At 74.1% G+C, this 19429-nt stretch carries 12 protein-coding genes and 1 pseudogene; 5 read left to right on the top strand and 8 right to left on the bottom strand.

The window, feature by feature from the left end:
* The first annotated feature begins 12 nt into the window (after nt 1–12).
* Nucleotides 13–1272 (top strand): SGNH/GDSL hydrolase family protein, encoded by a 1260-nt coding sequence (locus ACFRIC_RS22725; RefSeq protein ID WP_382788478.1) that lies wholly within the window; start codon nt 13–15, stop codon nt 1270–1272.
* On the opposite strand, the gene ACFRIC_RS22720 is transcribed toward ACFRIC_RS22725, so the two are convergent.
* Together ACFRIC_RS22720 and ACFRIC_RS22715 are read right to left on the bottom strand one after the other, a co-directional pair.
* Complete coding sequence (locus ACFRIC_RS22720) at nt 1259–1741, bottom strand: DUF456 domain-containing protein (RefSeq protein ID WP_382788476.1); 483 nt, start codon at nt 1739–1741, stop codon at nt 1259–1261. The genes ACFRIC_RS22725 and ACFRIC_RS22720 overlap by 14 nt on opposite strands.
* 36 nt (nt 1742–1777) lie before the next feature.
* A complete protein-coding gene (locus ACFRIC_RS22715) occupies nt 1778–2758 on the bottom strand; it encodes a helix-turn-helix domain-containing protein (protein ID WP_382788474.1) in 981 nt (326 codons plus the stop codon).
* Between the two features lie 462 nt (nt 2759–3220).
* On the opposite strand from ACFRIC_RS22715, the gene ACFRIC_RS22710 reads away from it, so the two are divergent.
* Nucleotides 3221–5461 carry a protein phosphatase 2C domain-containing protein gene (locus tag ACFRIC_RS22710; RefSeq protein WP_382788472.1) on the top strand — a complete coding sequence of 747 codons (2241 nt, stop codon included), beginning with the start codon at nt 3221–3223 and terminating at the stop codon, nt 5459–5461.
* Between the two features lie 99 nt (nt 5462–5560).
* Nucleotides 5561–7303, top strand: coding sequence for a pyruvate dehydrogenase (locus ACFRIC_RS22705; RefSeq protein ID WP_382788470.1), 1743 nt, complete (start codon nt 5561–5563; stop codon nt 7301–7303).
* A gap of 29 nt (nt 7304–7332) precedes the next feature.
* Here the strand turns inward: ACFRIC_RS22705 and ACFRIC_RS22700 are convergent, their stop codons facing one another.
* Nucleotides 7333–9078: a helix-turn-helix domain-containing protein gene (locus ACFRIC_RS22700; protein WP_382788468.1), complete on the bottom strand. Its 1746-nt coding sequence runs from the start codon at nt 9076–9078 to the stop codon at nt 7333–7335.
* 99 nt (nt 9079–9177) lie between these two features.
* The gene (locus tag ACFRIC_RS22695) at nt 9178–12216 is read right to left on the bottom strand and encodes an alpha-mannosidase (RefSeq protein WP_382788466.1); all 3039 of its coding nucleotides are present in this window, start codon (nt 12214–12216) and stop codon (nt 9178–9180) included.
* A gap of 216 nt (nt 12217–12432) precedes the next feature.
* On the opposite strand from ACFRIC_RS22695, the gene ACFRIC_RS22690 reads away from it, so the two are divergent.
* Nucleotides 12433–12885, top strand: a complete 453-nt coding sequence (locus ACFRIC_RS22690) for an ATP-binding protein (protein WP_382788464.1) — start codon at nt 12433–12435, stop codon at nt 12883–12885.
* Nucleotides 12886–12957: 72 nt separating this feature from the next.
* Here the strand turns inward: ACFRIC_RS22690 and ACFRIC_RS22685 are convergent, their stop codons facing one another.
* Nucleotides 12958–13998, bottom strand: a complete 1041-nt coding sequence (locus ACFRIC_RS22685) for a DUF2637 domain-containing protein (RefSeq protein ID WP_382788462.1) — start codon at nt 13996–13998, stop codon at nt 12958–12960.
* Nucleotides 13999–14332: 334 nt separating this feature from the next.
* The gene (locus ACFRIC_RS22680) at nt 14333–15244 is read right to left on the bottom strand and encodes a (2Fe-2S)-binding protein (protein WP_382788460.1); all 912 of its coding nucleotides are present in this window, start codon (nt 15242–15244) and stop codon (nt 14333–14335) included.
* Nucleotides 15245–16042: 798 nt separating this feature from the next.
* On the opposite strand from ACFRIC_RS22680, the pseudogene ACFRIC_RS22675 reads away from it, so the two are divergent.
* Nucleotides 16043–16672: pseudogene (locus tag ACFRIC_RS22675) on the top strand (GntR family transcriptional regulator); the annotation flags it as partial.
* A gap of 120 nt (nt 16673–16792) precedes the next feature.
* On the opposite strand, the gene ACFRIC_RS22670 reads toward ACFRIC_RS22675, so the two are convergent.
* Both ACFRIC_RS22670 and ACFRIC_RS22665 read right to left on the bottom strand, forming a co-directional pair.
* Nucleotides 16793–17572 carry a hypothetical protein gene (locus ACFRIC_RS22670; protein WP_382788458.1) on the bottom strand — a complete coding sequence of 260 codons (780 nt, stop codon included), beginning with the start codon at nt 17570–17572 and terminating at the stop codon, nt 16793–16795.
* Nucleotides 17573–17708: 136 nt separating this feature from the next.
* The gene (locus ACFRIC_RS22665) at nt 17709–19382 is read right to left on the bottom strand and encodes a PucR family transcriptional regulator (protein WP_382788456.1); all 1674 of its coding nucleotides are present in this window, start codon (nt 19380–19382) and stop codon (nt 17709–17711) included.
* Between the last annotated feature and the right edge of the window lie 47 nt (nt 19383–19429).

Genomic DNA, 19429 nt, shown 5'->3' with positions numbered 1-19429 from the left:
ATCGATCGCCGCATGCCCCGCGCGATCATGTTCCGGCGTCTTCTCGTCCCCCTGGCGACCACCCTGGCCCTCGCCTCCACCGGTGTGATCGCCGAAGCGCGGCCCGCGCCCGGCCGGAGCGCCCCGAAGCCGGCCCGGACCTGGACGGGAACCTGGGAGGCCGCGGCCTCCGGCACCGCGCCCGCGCTGCCCGGCGCCTCGATCCGCAATGTCGTCCACACCAGCGTCGGCGGCAGGGCCGCGCGCGTCCGGCTGTCCAACCGGCTCGGCACGCGGCCGCTCCTGCTCGGTTCCGTGACCCTGGCGTTGCAGCTTCCCGGCGCACCCGGAAGCCCCCGGGCCGTCGCGGGCTCCGTGCGCGCGGTCACCTTCGCCGGAGCCGGATCGGTCACCGTCCCGGCCGGCCGGGACCTGGTCAGCGACCCCGTCGCGCTGCGCGTCCCCGCCGACGCCAACCTGCTCGTCTCGGTGCACACCCCGGCCGACTCCGGTCCGGCGACCTACCACCGCTCCGCGCTCCAGGCCAACTTCGTCGCGCCCGGGGGCGACCGGACCGCCCAGGAGAGCGGTGCGGGCTACACCGCCAAGGTCAACAGCTGGTACTACGTGACGGGCGTCGACGTGCGCGGCGCCACGGCCGAGGGCAGCGTCGTCACGCTCGGCGACTCGATCACCGACGGCACCGGCTCCTCGTTCGAGGCCAACCACCGCTGGCCCGACCGGCTCGCCGCCCGGCTGCGCGCCCTTCCCGCGCACCGCAGGCCCGGTGTCCTGAACGCGGGCGTCTCCGGGAACCGCCTCCTGCTCGACGGCCGGGGCCCGAGCGCGCTGACCCGCCTGGACACGGACGTCTTCTCCCGCGCGGGTGTCCGCACGATGATCGTGCTGGAGGGCATCAACGACATCAAGGGAACCCCGGAGCAGACGGACCCGCGGGCCCTGGAGGACGCCTACCGGCTCGTCGTGCGCCGCGCCCACGCCCGCGGCATCAGGGTCATCGGCGGCACGATCACCCCGTACGGCGGCCACGGCGCGTACACCCCCGCCCGGGAGGCCGTGCGGCAGGCCGTCAACACCGCCATCCGCACCCACCGGATCTTCGACGCGGTCGCGGACCTCGACGCCGCCGTCCGCGACCCGGACCGCCCGAGCCGGATCCTCCCGGCGTACGACCCCGGGGACCACCTGCACTTCAACGACGCCGGCATGCGCGCCCTGGCCGACACGATCGACCTGCGGACCCTGGTGGCGAAGCGCCTCAGCCCCAGATGACCGCTCCCAGCCACGCCCCGAAGATGAGCAGGCAGGCGAAGTACTCCGTCAGCACGCTCCAGCCGCCCGCGCGCATCGCGGTCCGCACCGAGGCCTTCGCCGGGCCGTGCCCGCCCAGGCGCCGCCGTTCACCGAGATAGATCCCGCCGATGAAACCGGCCACGCCGCCGACCACCGGGACCAGGAAGAAGCCGAGGAACGACCCGCCCCCGGCGTACACCGCCATCCGGGTGGTGGCACCGCTCTCGCGCAGCCGTCGCGGCGGGAGCATCCAGCGGATGGCCAGGGAGAGCAGCAGGACGGCCGTGGAGGCGACCAGGACGGCCCAGGACAGGGTCTGCGGGTAGCTCAGCGCCCACCACAGCACGGCGGCCCAGACGAGCCACGACCCCGGCAGACCGGGCACCAGTACTCCGACCAGGCCGAGCAGGATCACCACGCCGACCAGCAGGAGTTCCCACGCTCCCATCTGCCCAGACTGCCCGAGCGGACGGGAGCGCGCAGGTCAGCCCCGGGCGACCCAGTCGCGCTCGTACGCGTGCCAGCCGAGCTGAAGCCGGGTCGTCACGCCGGTCAGCTCCATCAGCCGCTTGACCCGGCGCTGCACGGTCCTCAGGCCCAGGTCGAGCTGTTTGGCGACGCTCGCGTCGGTCAGCCCGGCGAGGAGCAGCGACAGGATCTCCAGGTCGGTGGTGTCGGGGCCGTCCGCCTCCTGTTCCAGCACACCCCGGCTGCCCAGCCGCAGCGGCAGCGCGTCCCGCCACACGGACTCGAACAGCCCGGCCAGCAGTTCCAGGAGTCCGCTCGCGTGCACGACCAGCGCGGCCGGCTCCGCGGTGTGCGAGGTGAGCGGCACCATGGCGAGCGCCCGGTCGGCGATCACCAGCTTGGTCGGCACCCGGTCCACGACCCGCACGCGCTCGTCGCGGCCGAGCGCGGCGGACAGCTCGGTGATCCCGCCGGGCTGGTCGAGAACGGACCGCTCGACGACCACGCGGTAGCGGACACCCCGGCCCGCGGCCTGCTCCTCGGCGTCGTTGTCCGTGCCGGAGACGACCATCGGGGTGCCGGTGACCAGCGCGCACACCTCCTCGACGGCGCCGAGCTGGAGCTGGAGGAAGCGCTGGGAGACCGCCGCGGCGCCGATCACCACCTCGACCAGGTCGTGGACGGCCGGTTCGCCCGCCGAGCCCCGGTACTCCTCGGCCAGCAGCGCGGCCGCCAGCTCGGCCTTCTCCAGTTCGTGGCGCTGCTGGGTGAGGAGCGCGCCGAGGGCGACTCCGGGCGGCGCGGCGACCCAGCGGCCCGGCCGCGCCGAGGACTGCGCGGCCAGGCCGCGCAGCTCCAGCCGGCGCAGCGCGCGTTCCGTCTCGTGCTCGCCGAGCGTGAGCCGGCGCGCGAGATCGGGCACCTCGGCGGCGCCCACGGACACCAGCGCGCGGTACGCCGTTTCGTGGGTCTCGTCCAGACCTATCGCTCCCAGCATGCGGCGAAGTCCCTCCGTGGTTGCGTTCCGGCCGGCCGGCGTCGTCGTGGCGGAAATCGGCCACGGCGCAAACCCGCCCCGGCACATCATCGCCGTACCCCCCGCCCCTCTGACAAGCTCACGTCACCGAGGTGCCGACCGGCGTTCGTGAACCGGCCCCGGAGGGCGGAGGGTCGGGAGTCCCGTCGCCTCCCGGGACGAAGCCGGTGCCGAACCGGCCGTGACCGGCGGCGAGTCGGTCGTCCGGACCGCGGCCCGGCCGGTCCACGGCGGGTGGGGCCTCGGTCGCCCAGGCTCCGCCGGGCGGTCCTCCCGTGGGGGGTGGGGCCGTCCGGCGGCCGGGCGTTCGCACGTTCCGGCGCGGATTCCTGTTCGACCGTTCGCGGTTCGACGGTCCGCGTCTTGGCCGGTTTTTCCGGATGCCCCGTTTTCAACCGGCTCTCTCGGTGGACAATCGGGAGCATGAGCCAGCAGGGGGAGAAGCCGACCGGTCACGAGGACGACTGGTGGCGGCAGTTGTACGACGACTCCACCGAGGACACGGGGCCCGCGGCCGTCGCCGATTCCCTCGACGACCGGTTCGCGTCGGCGTCCGGGACGCTCGGGGACGGCCTCGACACGGCTCCCGACACAGGGCCGGACGCCGGCCCCGGGTCGCGGCGAACGCCACCGTCCGCCGCTCGTTCCGCGCCGGGGCGCACACCGGCGCCGCGGGCCGGGTCGGGACGGACGCCCACCCCGGACGCGCGGCCCGCCTCGGGACGGACGCCGGCATCGCCGCCCGCGCCGAGGCGTACACCGACGTCGGGGCAGCCGCCCGTGCCACCCCGGACGCCCACCTCGGACGTGCCGCCCGCCCCGAGGCGGACGCCCCCGCAGGACGCGCCGCCCGCCCTGCCCCGGACGCCCGCCTCGCCGGACGCGTGGTCCGCCGACGACCCGAGGTCCGCCGGGGACGCGGCGGCCTTCCCTGGGCGCGGGACCGCCCCGCGGCCCGGCGCACGGCTCGACGGTCCGCCGCGCCCCGAGCGGCCTCCCACCGTCCCGGACCCCTCGGCGCCCGAGGCCGGGAGGCAGCCGCCCCCGCTGCCGACCCAGCCTCCCGCCGGATCGGCGCGACTCCAGGGCACGACCGAGCCGACCTCGCCGCGGCAGCCCGGCCCGGCAGGCGGTACTTCGGCCTCCGCCGCCCGGCCCGGCGGCGACCCTCCCGAGGAGTCGCCCTCCGGCGAACCCGTGTCGCGGCCGGGACGCTGGGAGCGCGGCCCGGTGCCGGGGCCCGGCACCGGCGTCGGCCCGTCCGGCCGCGAGGCGCCCGCCTCGGAGACCGCTTCGTGGGAGCCCACCCCCTGGGAGCCGACCCCCTGGGAGCCCCCGTCCTGGGAGCTCCCGCCCCCGGGCCCGGCACCGGCCGCCCCCTCGGCCCTGCCGCCCGGTCCGAAACCGCCGGGCTTCACCGCGCGGGAACCCGCCCCGCACGACTCCCGAGGCGCCCGGAGCGACACACCCCCGGCGCCTCCCGCGGACCGGGATCCCGCGGCGGGTACGGCCCCGGACGCGACGCCGAAACCCGCGTCGGCCCCCCTCGTACCCCCGGACGCGACGGGCCCCGAACCCGCGGCGGACGCACTGCCCAGCACCACCGGTGGCTTCCGGACCCCGCCGACCGAGTCGGCCCCCGAGGACCTGCCGACCGACGAGCCCCGGGAGCCGGTCCTGTCCGTCGTCGAGCCACCGCCCGCCGCCGGACACGTCGGATCCGGCCCGCCCACCTACGCCTCCGAACCCACCGCGCTGCCGGCCGTCGAACCCGACGAACTCGCCGACCTGGTCGCCGACACCGTGCTGGACGGCGCACGGTACGGGACGAGCACGCTGCGGGCCGCCTCCGTCCGCGGCGATTCCGCGCGCTACCGGGGCGAGCCGCGCCGCGACGCGCTGCTCACCGCCCGGTTCGGGACGGGCGAGCAGGCACTCGTGCTGGTGGCGATGGCGACGGGCGCGCGTGCCACCCCGGGCGCGCACCGGGCCGCCGCCGAGGCGTGCCGGTGGATCGGGCAGGCCGTCGGGCGCAGCCACGAGCGGCTCGCCGCCGACATCAGGGCCGCCCGGCGCGGCGAGCTGAAGTCGGGACTGCACCGGCTCACCGACCGCAGCCTCGGCAAACTGCGGGCGAGCGCGGCGGAGCAGGGCGTCGAACCGGAGGAGTACACGGCGGGCCTGCGCTGTCTGCTGCTGCCGGCCGATCCCGAGTGCCGTACCCGGGTGTTCTTCGGCGTCGGGGCGGGCGGCCTGTTCCGGCTGCGGGACGGCGAGTGGCAGGACATCGAACCGCGGGTCGCCGACACGGCCGGGGAGGCCGTCGTCGGCTTCGGGTCGCCGCCCCACGAGACCCCCGAGGGCGACCGGCTCACGATGGACCTCGGCATCACGACACCGCCGAGCCCTTACGAACCGGCCCCCGGCCCCCCGCGCGCCCCCTTCCGGTTCCGGGCCTCCGTAGCCCGCCCGGGTGACACGCTCCTGCTGTGCACGGGCGGCCTCGCGGAGCCGCTGCGCGGCGAGCCCGAACTCGCCGAGTACCTGACGACCCGGTGGTCGGTGGGCGATCCGCCCGGTCTCGCCGCGTTCCTCGCGGACGCGTCGGCGCGGGTCAAGGGGTACGCCGACGACCGGACGGCCGCCGCCGTGTGGGAGGCGTAACCGCGCCGCGTGTGAATTCATGGATCCGACGGATGAGCCGGGGAACGAGGGGGACCCGGGGTACGCGAGATCCGAGGATCACGAAGAGGTGTGTGCGGCATGGCCAAGCAGAACGTCGCCGAGCAGTTCGTCGACATCCTCGTCCGCGCGGGGGTCGAGCGGCTGTACGGAGTCGTCGGCGACAGCCTCAACCCGGTCGTGGACGCGATCCGGCGCAACGCGGCCATCGACTGGATCCAGGTCCGCCACGAGGAGACCGCCGCCTTCGCCGCGGGAGCCGAGGCCCAGATCACGGGTCGGCTCGCCGCCTGCGCCGGTTCCTGCGGACCGGGCAACCTCCACCTGATCAACGGCCTGTACGACGCGCACCGCTCCATGGCCCCGGTCCTGGCCCTCGCCTCGCAGATCCCCTCCAGCGAGATCGGCCTCGGCTACTTCCAGGAGACCCACCCCGACCAGCTCTTCCGCGAGTGCAGTCACTACAGCGAGCTCATCTCCAGCCCGAAGCAGATGCCGCGGCTGCTCCAGACCGCCATCCAGCACGCGGTGGGCCGCTCCGGCGTCAGCGTGGTGTCGCTGCCGGGCGACATCGCCTCCGAGCCCGCCCCGGACAAGCCCGTGGAGACCGCCCTCGTGACCTCCAGGCCCACCGTCCGGCCGGGTGACGCCGAGATCGAGAAGCTCGTCGCGATGATCGACGAGGCGGAGAAGGTCACCCTGTTCTGCGGCAGCGGCACGGCGGGCGCGCACGCCGAGGTCATGGAGTTCGCCGGGAAGATCAAATCGCCGGTCGGGCACGCGCTGCGCGGCAAGGAATGGATCCAGTACGACAATCCCTTCGACGTCGGGATGAGCGGACTCCTCGGCTACGGAGCGGCCTACGAGGCGACCCACGAGTGCGACCTCCTCGTCCTGCTGGGCACCGACTTCCCGTACAACGCCTTCCTCCCCGACGACGTCAAGATCGTCCAGGTCGACGTGCGGCCGGAGAACCTGGGGCGCCGGTCGAAGCTGGACCTGGCGGTGTGGGGGGACGTACGGGAGACGCTGCGCTGTGTGATCCCGCGGGTGCGGCCCAAGGGGAACAGGCGCTTTCTCGACAAAATGCTGAAGAAACATTCGGACGCCCTCGAAGGGGTCGTCAAGGCGTACACCCGCAAGGTCGACCGGCACGTCCCGATCCACCCCGAGTACGTCGCCTCGGTGCTCGACGAACTGGCCGACGAGAACGCGGTGTTCACGGTCGACACCGGTATGTGCAACGTCTGGGCGGCCCGCTACATCTCACCCAACGGCAGCCGCCGGGTGATCGGTTCGTTCTCGCACGGGTCGATGGCGAACGCGCTGCCGATGGCGATCGGCGCCCAGTTCACCGATCCGGGACGCCAGGTCGTGTCGATGTCCGGCGACGGCGGATTCTCCATGCTGATGGGCGACTTCCTCACCCTCGTGCAGTACGACCTGCCGGTGAAGGTGGTCCTCTTCAACAACTCCGCCCTCAGCATGGTCGAGTTGGAGATGCTGGTCGCCGGGCTGCCCTCCTACGGCACCCACAACAAGAACCCCGACTTCGCGGCGGTGGCCCGCGCCTGCGGGGCGTTCGGCGTCAGGGTCGAGAAGCCCAAGCACCTCGCCGGCGCCCTCAAGGACGCCTTCCGCCACAAGGGCCCGGCCCTCGTCGACGTCGTCACCGACCCGAACGCGCTCTCCATCCCGCCGAAGATCAGCGCGGACATGGTGACGGGCTTCGCGCTCTCGGCGTCGAAGATCGTGCTGGACGGCGGGGTGGGCCGGATGGTGCAGATGGCCCGCTCCAACCTGCGCAACGTGCCCCGCCCGTAGAGCCTCGCCGGGCGGTCCGCGGGCCGCGTTCAGTCGGCGCTGGTCAGGGCCCAGCCGTTCTGCCGGTACCAGTAGTAGGGCAGGCCCTTGATGCCGCTGGTGCGGAACGGGACACCCTGGTCGTCGATGCGGACCGTGCCGGTGCGGCCCCGCGAGGACCAGTCGAGCTCCAGATACCAGCGGCAGTCGCAGCCCGTCGTCAGGGCGTCGACCATCAGCATCTGGGGGTCCCTGACGGACACCCGGAAGGGCGGGGCCAGAATCCGGGAGCCCGTTCCGTCGTCGTCGCTCGCCACCGGGCGGGCGACCGGCCGGTCCTTGTCCAGATCGACGGTGAACGAGCCGACGCCCATGCTGCCGCCGCACCCCCCACCCGTGGCGTAGGCGATGCCCTTCAGCGGGGCCGAGCGGCCGACGACGCGCACGCGCAGCGCCTCCAGCACCACGGCCGCGTCGGAGCGCCCCTGCACGGTGAAATCGACGATCGTCTCGCCGCCGTGCACCGCGTTCTGCGTCTGCGCCCACGGGGAGGCGTCCTGCGGGGCCGGGGGCGGCGGCACCTGGTCGGGCGTCTTGTCGATGACGTAGGTGTGACCGCAACCGACAGCCCAGCGATGGGAGTTCACGGTCCAGGTGAACGGGGGCCCGGCGGAGACGCCGGTGGGGGAGGGGCTCGCGGACGGGCTCGGCGAGGTGTCACGACTGCCCGACGGACTCGGAGACGGGGAGCCGGACGGCCGTCCGTGCGTGGCGGAGGGGGACGCGGACGGGGTCGCGGAGCCGCGCCGCTCGCCCGTCGCCTTTCCGGTGGGCGCGCCGACCACGCGGTCGGCGGCGTCCTTCCCGGAGTGCCCGGAGGGCAGGGCGGACAGGCTGCCCAGGGTCGCGACGATAGCGGTCACCACGGCCGCGGTGACCGCGGCGCGACGCCTGAACCGGCGCTTACGCGGCGCCGCGGACGGTACGGGGGAGGCGCCGGGGGAGCCTTCCCCGGTGCGGTTCGAGGAACCGGGCCCGAAGTCCGTGACCGGCGGCAGGACTTCGGCCGGGTGCCGCCCCGCCGACGGCGGCAGGGCCCCGTCGACGCCGAGCCCGTCGGCCGACAGGAGCACATCGGCGCCGTTCGCCCCGATTCCGTCGGCCGGCGGGCGCGCTTCGGCGTCGTTCGCCCCGATTCCGTCGGCCGGCAGGAGCGCTTCGGCGCCGTCCGCCCGGATCCCGTGTCCCGGCACTCGCGCCGCGTCCGGCGCGGCCCCGGGGGCTTGTGACGCGTCCGGCCCGGCCCCGGGGGCTTGCGTCGCCTCCGGCCCGCTCTCCGGGGCTCGCGTGGCGTCCCGCCCGGCCTCCACGGCGTCCGTCGTGTTCCGCCCGGCTTCCGCGGCGCTCGTCGTGTTCCGCCCGGCTTCCGCGGCGCTCGTCGTGTCTCGCCCGGCTCCCGCAGCGTCCGTCATCTCCCGCCCGGCTTCCGGCGTGCGGGCCTCGTCCGTGGCCTGTCCGGACTCGGCGCCCGTCGCCCGGGCGCGCTGGCGGGCCGCGACCGCGAGGATCCACAGGCGGTGGAGTTCGACCCGCTCGGCCGGATCCGCTCCGCACAGCGCGGCGAACCGCTCGACGGGCGCGAACCCGAGCGGCACGGCCTCGCCCGAGCAATACCGGTGCAGCGTCGAGGCGTTCATGTTCAGGTGACGGGCGAGCGCGGCGTAGCTGCGGTCGGAGCCCGTCTTCAGGCGCCGCAGCATCGCCGCGAATTCCTCGGCATCGTCCCGGGATGACATCGTTTCCCCCGCTTCTCGTCCCGGGACGGCGCCCCGGACACTCCCCAGAAAGAGAGGCCGGGACGCCCGGGATGGTTCCACCGTCGCGGGTCCCGCCTTTCACACGTCGGTGCCCTCGTCCCCGCGTGCGGGCCGCAGGCGCAGGGTGAGGATCTGGAACGGTCGCAGCTCGATCTCGGCCGGGGCCTGGCGCAGGGGCCGTTCCAGCAGGTCCGTCACCTCGGCCCGGGCCACCGCGAAACCGGCGGTCACCCTCGCGCGGGCCCGCCCGCCCCGTGACTCGTACAGCCGCACCACGACATCGCCGCTGCGGTCCTCCGCGAGCTTGACCGACTCGACGGTGACGGCCGGGTCGTCGACGCTCACCAGCGGTTCGAACTCCGGCACCGCGGCCCGGCGCAGCGGCAGGTTGAGCGCGAGTCCCTCCGCCACGGCGTCCCCGACACCGGCCCCCGGCAGCAGCGCGTACGTGAACCGGTGCGTGCCCAGATCGGTCTCGGGGTCGGGGCTGTGCGGGGCCCGCAGCAGGGTCAGCCGGACGGTGGTGCCGAGGCCGTCGGCGTGCGGTGTACGGGTCACGTCGTGGCCGTACGTCGAGTCGTTGAGCACCGCGACGCCGTACGACTCCTCCGCGACCCGCAGCCAGCGGTGGGCGCAGATCTCGAAACGGGCCGCGTCCCAGCCGGTGTTGGCGTGGGTGGGCCGGTGGACGTGACCGAACTGGATCTCGGCGGCGGAGCGTTCGGCGTGGACGTCGAGCGGGAACGCGGCCTTGAGGACCTTCTCCGACTCCTGCCAGTCGACGTCCGTCACGATGTCCACCCGGCGGCTCGCGGCGGTCAGCCCGATCTCCTGGACGATCCGGGAGGAGCCGAAGGTCCGGATGACGCGCACGGTGGCCCGCAGCGGCCCGCTCTCCACCAGTTCCACCGACTCGGCGGACGTCAGGTCCGTGCGGGTGCGCCGGTAGTGCCGGTCGATGTCCCAGGCGTCCCAGGCGTTGGGGTGGTCGGGGTGGAGCTGGAGCAGGTTGCCGGGGCCGCACAGCACCTCCCGGCCGTGCGCGAGATCCCGTACGGAGGTGAGCAGCCCGTCGGCGTCGATCCGTACCCGCAGCCTGTCGTTCTCCAGCACGAAGGCGCCGTCGTGCCGCTCGGCCCGCACGGTGGGGCCGGTGCCGGGCCCCGCGGGCAGGACGGCGGTTCCCAGACCGGGCACGGTCACCACCCCGTCCCCGGCCACCTCGGTCCGCTCGTACGGCGACGCGTTCAGCACCGCGGGCGAGCCGGATCCCAGGGCCCGCAGGGCCTCCGCGGTGATCTCCTCGAGCTCCGCGAGCACCCGCGCGTACGTCTCGCGTGCCTCCCGGTGCACCCAGGCGATGGAGGAGCCGGGCAGGATGTCGTGGAACTGGTGGAGCAGCACGGTCTTCCAGAGCCGGTCCAGCGCGTCGTACGGGTAGCTGTACGAGGGATCGCGCACGGCGGCCGTGGCACACCACAACTCGGCTTCACGCAGGGCGTGTTCGGAGCGCCGGTTGCCCTGCTTGGTCTTGGCCTGCGTGGTGTAGGTGGCCCGGTGCAGCTCCAGATACAGCTCGCCCGACCACACGGGCGCGTGCGCCCCGTACTCCTCCTCGGCGGCGGCGAAGAACGCCTCCGGCTTCTCGATCCGGACGGTGGGCGAGCCCTCCAGGGACCGCAACCGGCGCGCCTTCTCCAGCATCTCGCGGGTCGGGCCGCCCCCGCCGTCGCCCCAGCCGAACGGGGCGAGCGAGCGGGTGGCCAGGCCCTTCTCGGCGAAGTTGCGTTCGGCGTGCGCGAGTTCACGGCCGTGGAACTGTGAGTTGTAGGTGTCGACGGGCGGGAAGTGGGTGAAGACCCGGGTTCCGTCGATGCCCTCCCACCAGAAGGTGTGGTGGGGCATCTTGTTGGTCTGGTTCCAGCTCAGTTTCTGGGTGAGGAACCAGCGGACGCCGGCGAGCTCGGCCAGTTGCGGGAAGGCGGCCGTGTAGCCGAAGGAGTCCGGCAGCCAGATCTCCTCGGTCTCGACGCCCAGTTCCTCCCGGAAGAACCGCTTGCCGTGCACGATCTGCCGGGCCAGCGCCTCACCGCCGGGCATGTTGGCGTCGGACTCCACCCACATGGAACCCACGGGAGCCCAATTGCCGTCCTGCACCGCCTTCTTGATGCGTTCCCAGATGTGCGGCTGGTGCTCCTTGACCCAGGCGTACTGCTGGGCCTGGGAGCAGGAGAAGACCAGTTCCGGGTAGTCGAGGGCGAGCGCTGTGACGTTGGCGAAGGTCCGGGAGGCCTTGCGGACCGTCTCCCGCAGCGGCCACAGCCACGCCGAGTCGATGTGCGCGTGTCCGGTCGCCGAGACGCGGTGCGCGCTGGCCGACGCGGGCCGCGCCAGCACCTCCGCCAGTTCGGCCCGCGCCGCCGCGGCCGTGCCGGGCACGTCGTGCAGATCGAGGGCGTCGAGCATGTTCTCCAGGGCGCGCAGGATCTCGTGCCGGCGCGGCCGCTGCGGGTCCAGCTCGTACATCAGCTCCGACAGGACCTCGATGTCGAGGACCAGATGCCACACCTCTTCGTCCAGTACGGCGAGATCGGCAGCCGCGAATCGGTAGATCGGCCCATCTCCCGCGGTCAGCACGTCCCCCAGACGCGTGGGCTCGAACCCGTGCAGGACGGCGGGGTTCGCGGCCGCCTCCAGCAGCAGGCGCACCGCCTCGCCTCCGTGTGCCGGTGCTCCGACCGTCAGGTGGCGGTTGCGCGGGTGGATGCCCTTGAGCGGGACGCCCGAGGTGTCGTACAGCAGTCCCTCCGCCTGGAAGCCGGGCCCGTCCCCGGTGAACCCGGGGTCGATCACCACCTCCACGCGGCGCCCCGCCCATTCCCCGGGCACCCGGCCCTCGATGCGGAACCAGCTCGTCGACCAGGGCTTTCCCCAGACCGTGCCGGTCGTGAAGGGCTCGTAGGAGGCCTGGAGCGCCTGCCCGACGGGCACGGGCTCGCCCGGCACGTGCCAGACGGTGAGCGTGAGCGGGACCCGCTCCCCGTACTGGGCGGGGCGCAGGAACTGCCGCAGCGCGCGCTCCAGACGGGCCTCCACCAGCGAACGGTCGTCGTGCACGGCGGCTCCTCGGTGCTCGGACGGCTCTGTCGTTGCCTTCACTTCCCCGTGCGGGCGTCGCGCACCCGTGACCGTACGGCGTCCGGCCGACGATTCGGCATGACTGTCAGGTTCCCGAAGAGGGCATGGATCCCCGTGAACGTGTTCGAGCAGAGGGGACCCGACATCGGCACGCAGGCGGGGGTCATGAAGCGGCATGCACCAGGAGGTGGTCCCATGACCAGAGGGGCCTTCTCCACCGGACCAGTGGAGGAAGCGTCCGAGGGGACGATGGACGGACCGGACGGCGCGCAGCTCAGGCGCCGGCTCGGCAAGGCGGATCTGCGGGCGGTGCCCGAAGCACGCAGGGCGCTGAGGGAACACTTACGGCACTGGGGGAAACCGGGCAGGGCCGAGACGGCGGAGCTCTTGACCAGTGAGCTCGTCACCAACGCGTTGATCCACACGGATGACGACGCCGTCCTGACCGCGACGATCGGACCGGGCGGACTGCGCGTGGAGGTCCGGGACTTCGTGGGACGCAGGCCGAGACTGTGCGTACCGGACGCCGACGACGGTACGCACGGCAGAGGGCTCGTCCTCGTCCAGTCCCTGGCCGACGCCTGGGGCGTCCGGTCGCACGGGGTGGGCAAGGCGGTGTGGTTCGAACTGAACGGCGACGCGGTGTAGGAACACCGCGCCGCCGTCGTCGTGTGCGGGCCCGTCCGGAACTCCGGGCGGGCCCGCCGTGCCGTCTACCGCTCAGCCGAACTGCTGTTCAAGGTCCTTGAGTTTGCGCTCCAGGGAATCGAGCCGGGGCAGGGCCATCGTGTCGTCCTCCGTGGTGAGGTCGACGGTGATCGGCTCGGTGCTCTTGCGGACGGGCGTGAGGGAGGGCCGCGACCGTACGGGAAGCTGCTCCGCGGTGGATATGGCAGGCTCCGTGGAGGCTCCGGCGGGCGCCCGCTCCACGGTCGTGGTCTCCAGTTCGCGTGCGCCCCCGCGTCCGGGGAAGCCGCGGTGACCGCGGCTGAGCGCCTTCAGATGCGCCCGCTCCACCCGCTCCTCGTTGCGGCGGCGCAGCCGGTTCTGCTCCTTCTGGCGCCGGTCCTCACGCACCTCGTCGACGGCCTCGTCCAGGGACCGGACGTTCTCCAGGAGCATCAGCGACCACGCGCTGTACGTCTCACGGGGTGCACGCAGCCAGCGGACTATACGGATCTGCGGCAGCGGCCGCGGTACCAGACCCTGCTCGCGCAGAGCGGCCCGGCGGGTCTGCTTCAGGGCCCGGTCGAACAGGACGGCGGCCGACAGGGACATGCCCGCGAAGAACTGCGGAGCGCCCGCGTGGTCCACGCCCCTGGGCGCGTGCACCCAGTTGAACCAGGCCGCGGCACCGGCGAAGGTCCACACGAGTATGCGGGAGCCGAGCGCCGCGTCGCCGTGGCTGGCCTCGCGCACCGCGAGGACGGAACAGAACATCGCCGCGCCGTCCAGGCCGAACGGGACGAGGTACTCCCAGCCGTCGGAGAGGCCGAGGTTCTGCTGGCCGAAGCCGACCAGGCCGTGGAAGGAGAGTGCCGCCGCGACGGCGGCGCAGCAGAACAGCAGGACGTAGGAGGCGGTCCCGTAGACGGCCTCCTTACGCCTGCGGCGTTCCTCGGTGCGCTCCCACGAGTCGTCGCTGCTCGTGCTGTCCCCGGACCGCTTGCCGCGTGCCAGCACCGCCACCGCCGCCAGCAGGCCCAGGAGCAGAACGGCGCCTGGAAGCAGCCAGTTCAGCGATATGTCGGTCAGTCTCATCGGGGGTCCCTTGCATGGGGAGAGGGCGTAACGCCCGCCATAGTGGCCCAATCACATCGGCCCTCAGGGGGTTTCGGGGCAAGAGGCCGCCAAGGAAGTGCAAGAAGGTGCGCAGGGCGACTTTCTGCTCGAACTGCCGCGCGAGGGACGGGAGTTGAGTACGAATAAGACTACCCATACGGATGGTTCCGCGGAGGGTTCCCGTGGCAAGTGAGGAAAGTGTGAAGCATCTGTGATCCGAGGATGCCCCCCGGATGCCGCGCCGGCTCTACGGGGGTGTCGCGACCGGTGTCAGGGTCCCGGCGCGTACGGTCGCGCGCTCGATCCCTTCGTGTCAACTCGCCTGGGCGACAGCCGACTTGGTGACGCGGTCCGCGTCGCAGGTGCGCGGGCAGGTGGCGCAGGTGTCGTCGGGGCGCACGGTGTAGAACAGGCAGCAGCTCACCCGGTCGCGGGTCGGCAGGGACTCCCCGCCGGGTCCGGTCAGTTCGCGGAAGGCCGGTGAACCGACGTACGGACGGGTCGAGTCCGGGAGCAGCAGTTCGAGCTCGCGCATCGCGCGCCGCTCCTCGCCGAGCAGGCCGGCGACGTACCAGAGGCCTTCGACCACCTCGTCCGTGGCCATGCCCCACAGGGCCCGGCCGCGCCGCCGCATGCGGGGCCCGAATCCGCCGAGGAGCGGCTCCAGGTGCTCGGCCACCGCGGACCGCACCTCCGCGCGCAGCGCCTCCTCGTCCGGTACGACGCGGGCGCCCGGCAGGGCGGCGGCCGGGTCGTCCGGCAGGCAGGCGAACGTGGTGATCCGGACGGCCATCCGGCCGAGCTCACGCTGGAATGTGACGTCCTCCACAGGCAGGCGTGGCACCCGGCGCTGCAGGAACCACGGCACGGTGATCAGCAGGCAGGCCGGCCAGGCGTACCGGTGCAGTCCGAAGCCGGCCACGACGTCCGGCCGGGCCCGTGTGCCGTAGTCCCGCAGGACCTGGGCCTCGTCCCAGGCGAGGAACGCGTCGAGGCCGGGGCCGCCCTCGGCGAGCCGGGCGGCGGGGGCCCAACCCGCGCCGTGCGGGGCCGTTTCGCCCGCTCCCAGCTCCGTGACGCTCAGGCCGGGGAAGACCTCGGTCAGCCGCGCGTAGGCCTCGGCGACGGGCGACACGCCGACGGCGGGCGCGGCCGGACCGGCCGGGGCGGGCGGGGCCGCCGGGGCGGTCGTGGCGGCGTCGGCCGACAGCGTGGGAGTGGACATGCGGAACCATCGCTTCACGATCGTTGGCAGGTAAGGCTTACCTTACCCTGTCGCGCGGGTGTTTGAACCGGGCCCGTGTGCGCCTATCGTGCTTGACGGAGTGGTAACAACCGGCGTCACGAGCCCCCCGTACCACCGACGTACCACCGACCCGGAGGAGGAACCGTGGAACAGGCCGGTCCGCGCAGCGCGCACGGCTCCGCCGGGCCGTGGGCCCCGGACGTCCCCGCGGTCGCCTTCCGGGTTCCGCAGCAGGCGGGACCCGTGGACACGGGGCGGGTCAGGGCCGTACCCGCTGGAATCGCGGGCGACGGGTCCGGTGCCCCGCCCCTCGCCGGGCCGGACGCCGGTCACCCCGTCGTCCTGGCCTCGGCCCGCGGTGAGCACACGCACAGCGAGGCGCCGATCCCGCACCCGCGCACCGAGGACCCCCGTCCCGCCGTACGGGCGGACGAGGCCCGCCCCGCCGCGAACCCCGGGGACGGCCGGCCCGCACCCGCCGACGAGACGCGTCCCGCCGCGCGCCCGGGCGACACCGGCCCGGGGGCCGGCCCCACCCGCACCGACGGGACCCGGCCCGGCCCGGACACCCAGGGCACCCGCGTCGGGCGCACCGAGGAGGCCCACCCGGCGGCCCGCGAGCCGAACACCCGCCCCGCGCACCGGGAGGAGGCCCGTCCCGCGCATCGGGAGGAGGCGCGCCCCGCGCACCGGGAGGAGGCTCGCCCCGTACACGGGGAGGAGGCCCGTCCCGCGCGCCGGGAGGAAGCGCGCCCCGCCGTCCGCGCCGAGGCCGCCCGGCCCGTCGTGCAGCGCGCCTCCGTGCGGGGCCAGGTCCTCGACGCCCTCCGCACCGCGCTCGTCGCGGGTGAACTCGCCCCCGGCGAGGTGTACTCGGCGCCCGCGCTCGGCGAGCGGTTCGGGGTGTCGGCGACGCCGGTCCGGGAGGCGATGCAGCAACTCGCCCTCGAAGGCGCCGTCGAGGTCGTCCCCAACCGGGGCTTCCGCGTCATCGAGCGCGGCACCCGGGAACTGGCCGAACTCGCCGAGATCCGGGGTCTGATCGAGGTCCCGGTGATGCTCCGGCTCGCGCGCACCGTGCCCGCCGCCCGCTGGGCCGAGCTGCGCCCGCTCGCCGAGGCCACGGTGCGGGCCGCCTCCTCGGGCTGCCGCGCGACCTACGCGGAGTCCGACCGTTCCTTCCACCGTGCGGTCCTCGCCCTCGCGGGCAACGCGCAGTTGGTGCGCATCGCCGACGATCTGCACCGCCGCGCCCAGTGGCCGCTCGTCGGCGGCCCCGTCTCCCGGGGCCGCGCCGACCTGGTGGCCGACGCGGCCGAACACACGGCACTGCTGGACGCGTTGATGGCCGGGGACCTCCCGGTCGTCCAGTCCCTGGTACGAGAACACTTCACCGGCGCGCCCTGACGTCCGCCCCCCGGGCTGACCCGCACGCCGCTCAGCCCGCTCCGCCCGAAGCTGTGCGTTCCTCCGGGGAGCCCGCTCCCGATCCGGGCGGGCTCCGACGTGCGTCCCGGTGTGCCGTGATCAGGCCGTGGCCGCCGGTGGAGCCGGGGTCAACTGGTCTGCCAGCCACAGGGGGACGCCGCCGAGGAGGCGGAACAGGCGGCCCGCCTCCGCCCGCAGCCGCGAGGCCTCCGGCTCGGTCTCGGCGTCGGCGAGGGACGCCAGCGCCGGTGCCGTACCGACCAGGTACCCGAGCTCCTCCCGGATCCGCAGGGATTCGGCGAACCCCTGCCGGGCCTCCGCCAACTCCCCCTCGCGCAAGGCGATTCCGGCGAGGTGCCGCCAGGTGAAGGACAGCAGCAGCGCGTCGTTCTGGGCGGTCGCGCCCGCGTGCGCCCGCCGGTACGCGGCGCGGGCCGCCTGCGGCGCGTGGGCGAGGTTCTCGGCGAGCAGCCCGCGCCGGAAGTCCAGCAGCGCCCTGCCCGGCGCGCCCGGCGCGAGCAGCGCCGCGGCCCGGCCGAGCGCGGCCCGGGCCTCGTCGGCCCGGTCCCGCACACCCAGCAGGGTCGCCGCGTAGGCGAGTTGGCCCCGCTCACAGGCGGCGGCACCCCGCTCGTCGTCGCTCTGCGCCAGCGCCTCGGCGGTACGCAGCGCGTCCTCCGCCTCGGCCCAGCCCTGCTCGGTGTAGAGACAGCGCTCGACCAGCAGCGACGCTCTCTGCAGCGCCGGCCCCGCCGCGTGCGGCTGGATCAGCGCGGCCGCGTCGGCCCAGCAGGCGCGCGAGCGCAGCCGCCATACCGCGGTCTGGAGTGGATCGTCCCCTGCAGTCGTTCCGGTACCAGACATGGCGGTATGCGCCACGTTGCCCTCCCCGAGCACACCATTGAGCTGTTGAGTGGTGGCATCTCAGCACGGATCACATGGCCCGGCCAAGAGGGTAGGTGAAGGATTTCACAAAGTCGTAGGTCCCGCGCCGGGCCGCGCGAGGCTCCCGGAGTCAGCTCATCCGCAGTGCCAGGAAGAAGTCCAACTTGTCTTCCAGCCTCGACAGATCACGACTCGTCAACTGCTCGATACGTCCGACGCGGTAGCGCAGCGTGTTGACGTGGAGGTGCAGACGGGCCGCACAGCGCGTCCAGGACCCGTCGCAGTCCAGGAACGCCTCCAGCGTCGGGATGAGCTCCGCGCGGTGCCGGCCGTCGTACTCGCGCAGCGGGTCCAGCAGACGGGCGGTGAAGGCGCGGCGCACGTCGTCCGGCACGAACGGCAGCAGCAGGACGTGCGAGGCCAGCTCCTGGTGTCCGGCGGCGCACACCCGTCCGGGGCGGGCCGCGGCGACCCGGCGGGCGTGCCGTGCCTCCTCCAGGGCGCCGCGCAGCCCCTCGGCGGAGTGGACGGCCGCGCTGACGCCGATGGTGAGCCGGCCGTCGTCGTCCAGACCGGCCGACAGCGGTTCCCGTACGGCCGTCAGCAGGCTGTCGGCGTGCAGACCCGGCTCGGAGCCGTCCTCGTCGGAGGCGACCGCCGGAAGCGGGACGAGCGCGACCGCCTCGTCCCCCGTGTGGGCGACGGCGATCCGGTCGGAGAGTTCGGGTCCCGGTGACAGCGGGTCGACGAGGATCTCCTCCAGCAGCGCCTGGGCGACCGGGCCGCCCTCGATCTCGCCGCCGTCCCACTCGACGCGCGCCACCACGACCTGCCAGTGCGGGGCCGCGCCGAGACCGGGAAGCAGTACCGGCGCCGCGACCCGCAGCCGGGCCGCGATCTCGGCGGGCGCGGCCCCCGTCTGGACCAGCTCCAGGACCTCCTGCGCGAGCCGTCGGCGCACCGTGCGCGCCGCGTCCCGCCGGTCCCGCTCCACCGCGATGAGCTGGGTGACGCCCTGGAGCAGGTCGAGCCGCTCGTCGGGCCAGTCCCCGGCGTCCGCCTCGACGGCGAGCAGCCAGTCGGAGAGCACCGTCTCGCGGACGTCCCGGAAGGCGCCCGTGGCCCGCCCGGAGGAGCGGACCGGGAAGAGCGAGTACATCGAAGACCCCACGGTCACCCGGTGCGGCCCCCGGCGCCCGCTGCGGACCGCCGCGAGATGCGCCGCGGCCAGCTCGGCGCGGGTGCCCGCCGGCAGCGCGCCGCCCGCCAGCTTCGAGCCCGCGATGGGCCGTCCGGCGGGGGAGAGGACCCAGGCGCGCAGGTCGAGGTCGGTGCCGAGGAGATCGAGGACCACGTCGGGGCCGCCGCCCGCGGGGCCGGAGGTCATCATCCGCCGGTGCCGCTCGACCACGGCGGCCAGATCACCGGCGCGCTCGCCGGAGACCTGGCGCACGACGTGCTCGGTGATCGTGGCGAAGGCGACCGACTCGTTCACGGCGAAGAGCGGCAGCCGGTGCCGGGCACAGGCCACGATCAGGTCGTCCGGGATGTCGCCGAGCTCCGCCTCGCCCGCGGCCAGGGCCGCCACCCCGGTGCCCACGAGGATGCGGACGAACGGCTCGGAGTCCTCGGCGTCGTGCCGCCAGGCGAGGCCGGTGAGGACCAGCTCGCCGCCCGAGAGGTAGCGGCTCGGGTCCTTGAGGTCGGTGGTCATCACACCGCGCACGGTGCGGTCGAGCTCGTCCTCGCCGCCGAGCAGCCGCAGGCCCAGCGCGTCCGTGTCCAGCAGTGCGCGCAGCCGCATTCTCGTCGCCGCCGTTCCTTGTCTCGAAATCTACGATGGACCAGTGT

Source organism: Streptomyces sp. NPDC056738 (genome assembly GCF_042790435.1).
Classification (GTDB): domain Bacteria; phylum Actinomycetota; class Actinomycetes; order Streptomycetales; family Streptomycetaceae; genus Streptomyces.
Note: the sequence above shows the minus strand (reverse complement) of the source record. Positions and strands in the feature narration are given on the sequence as shown.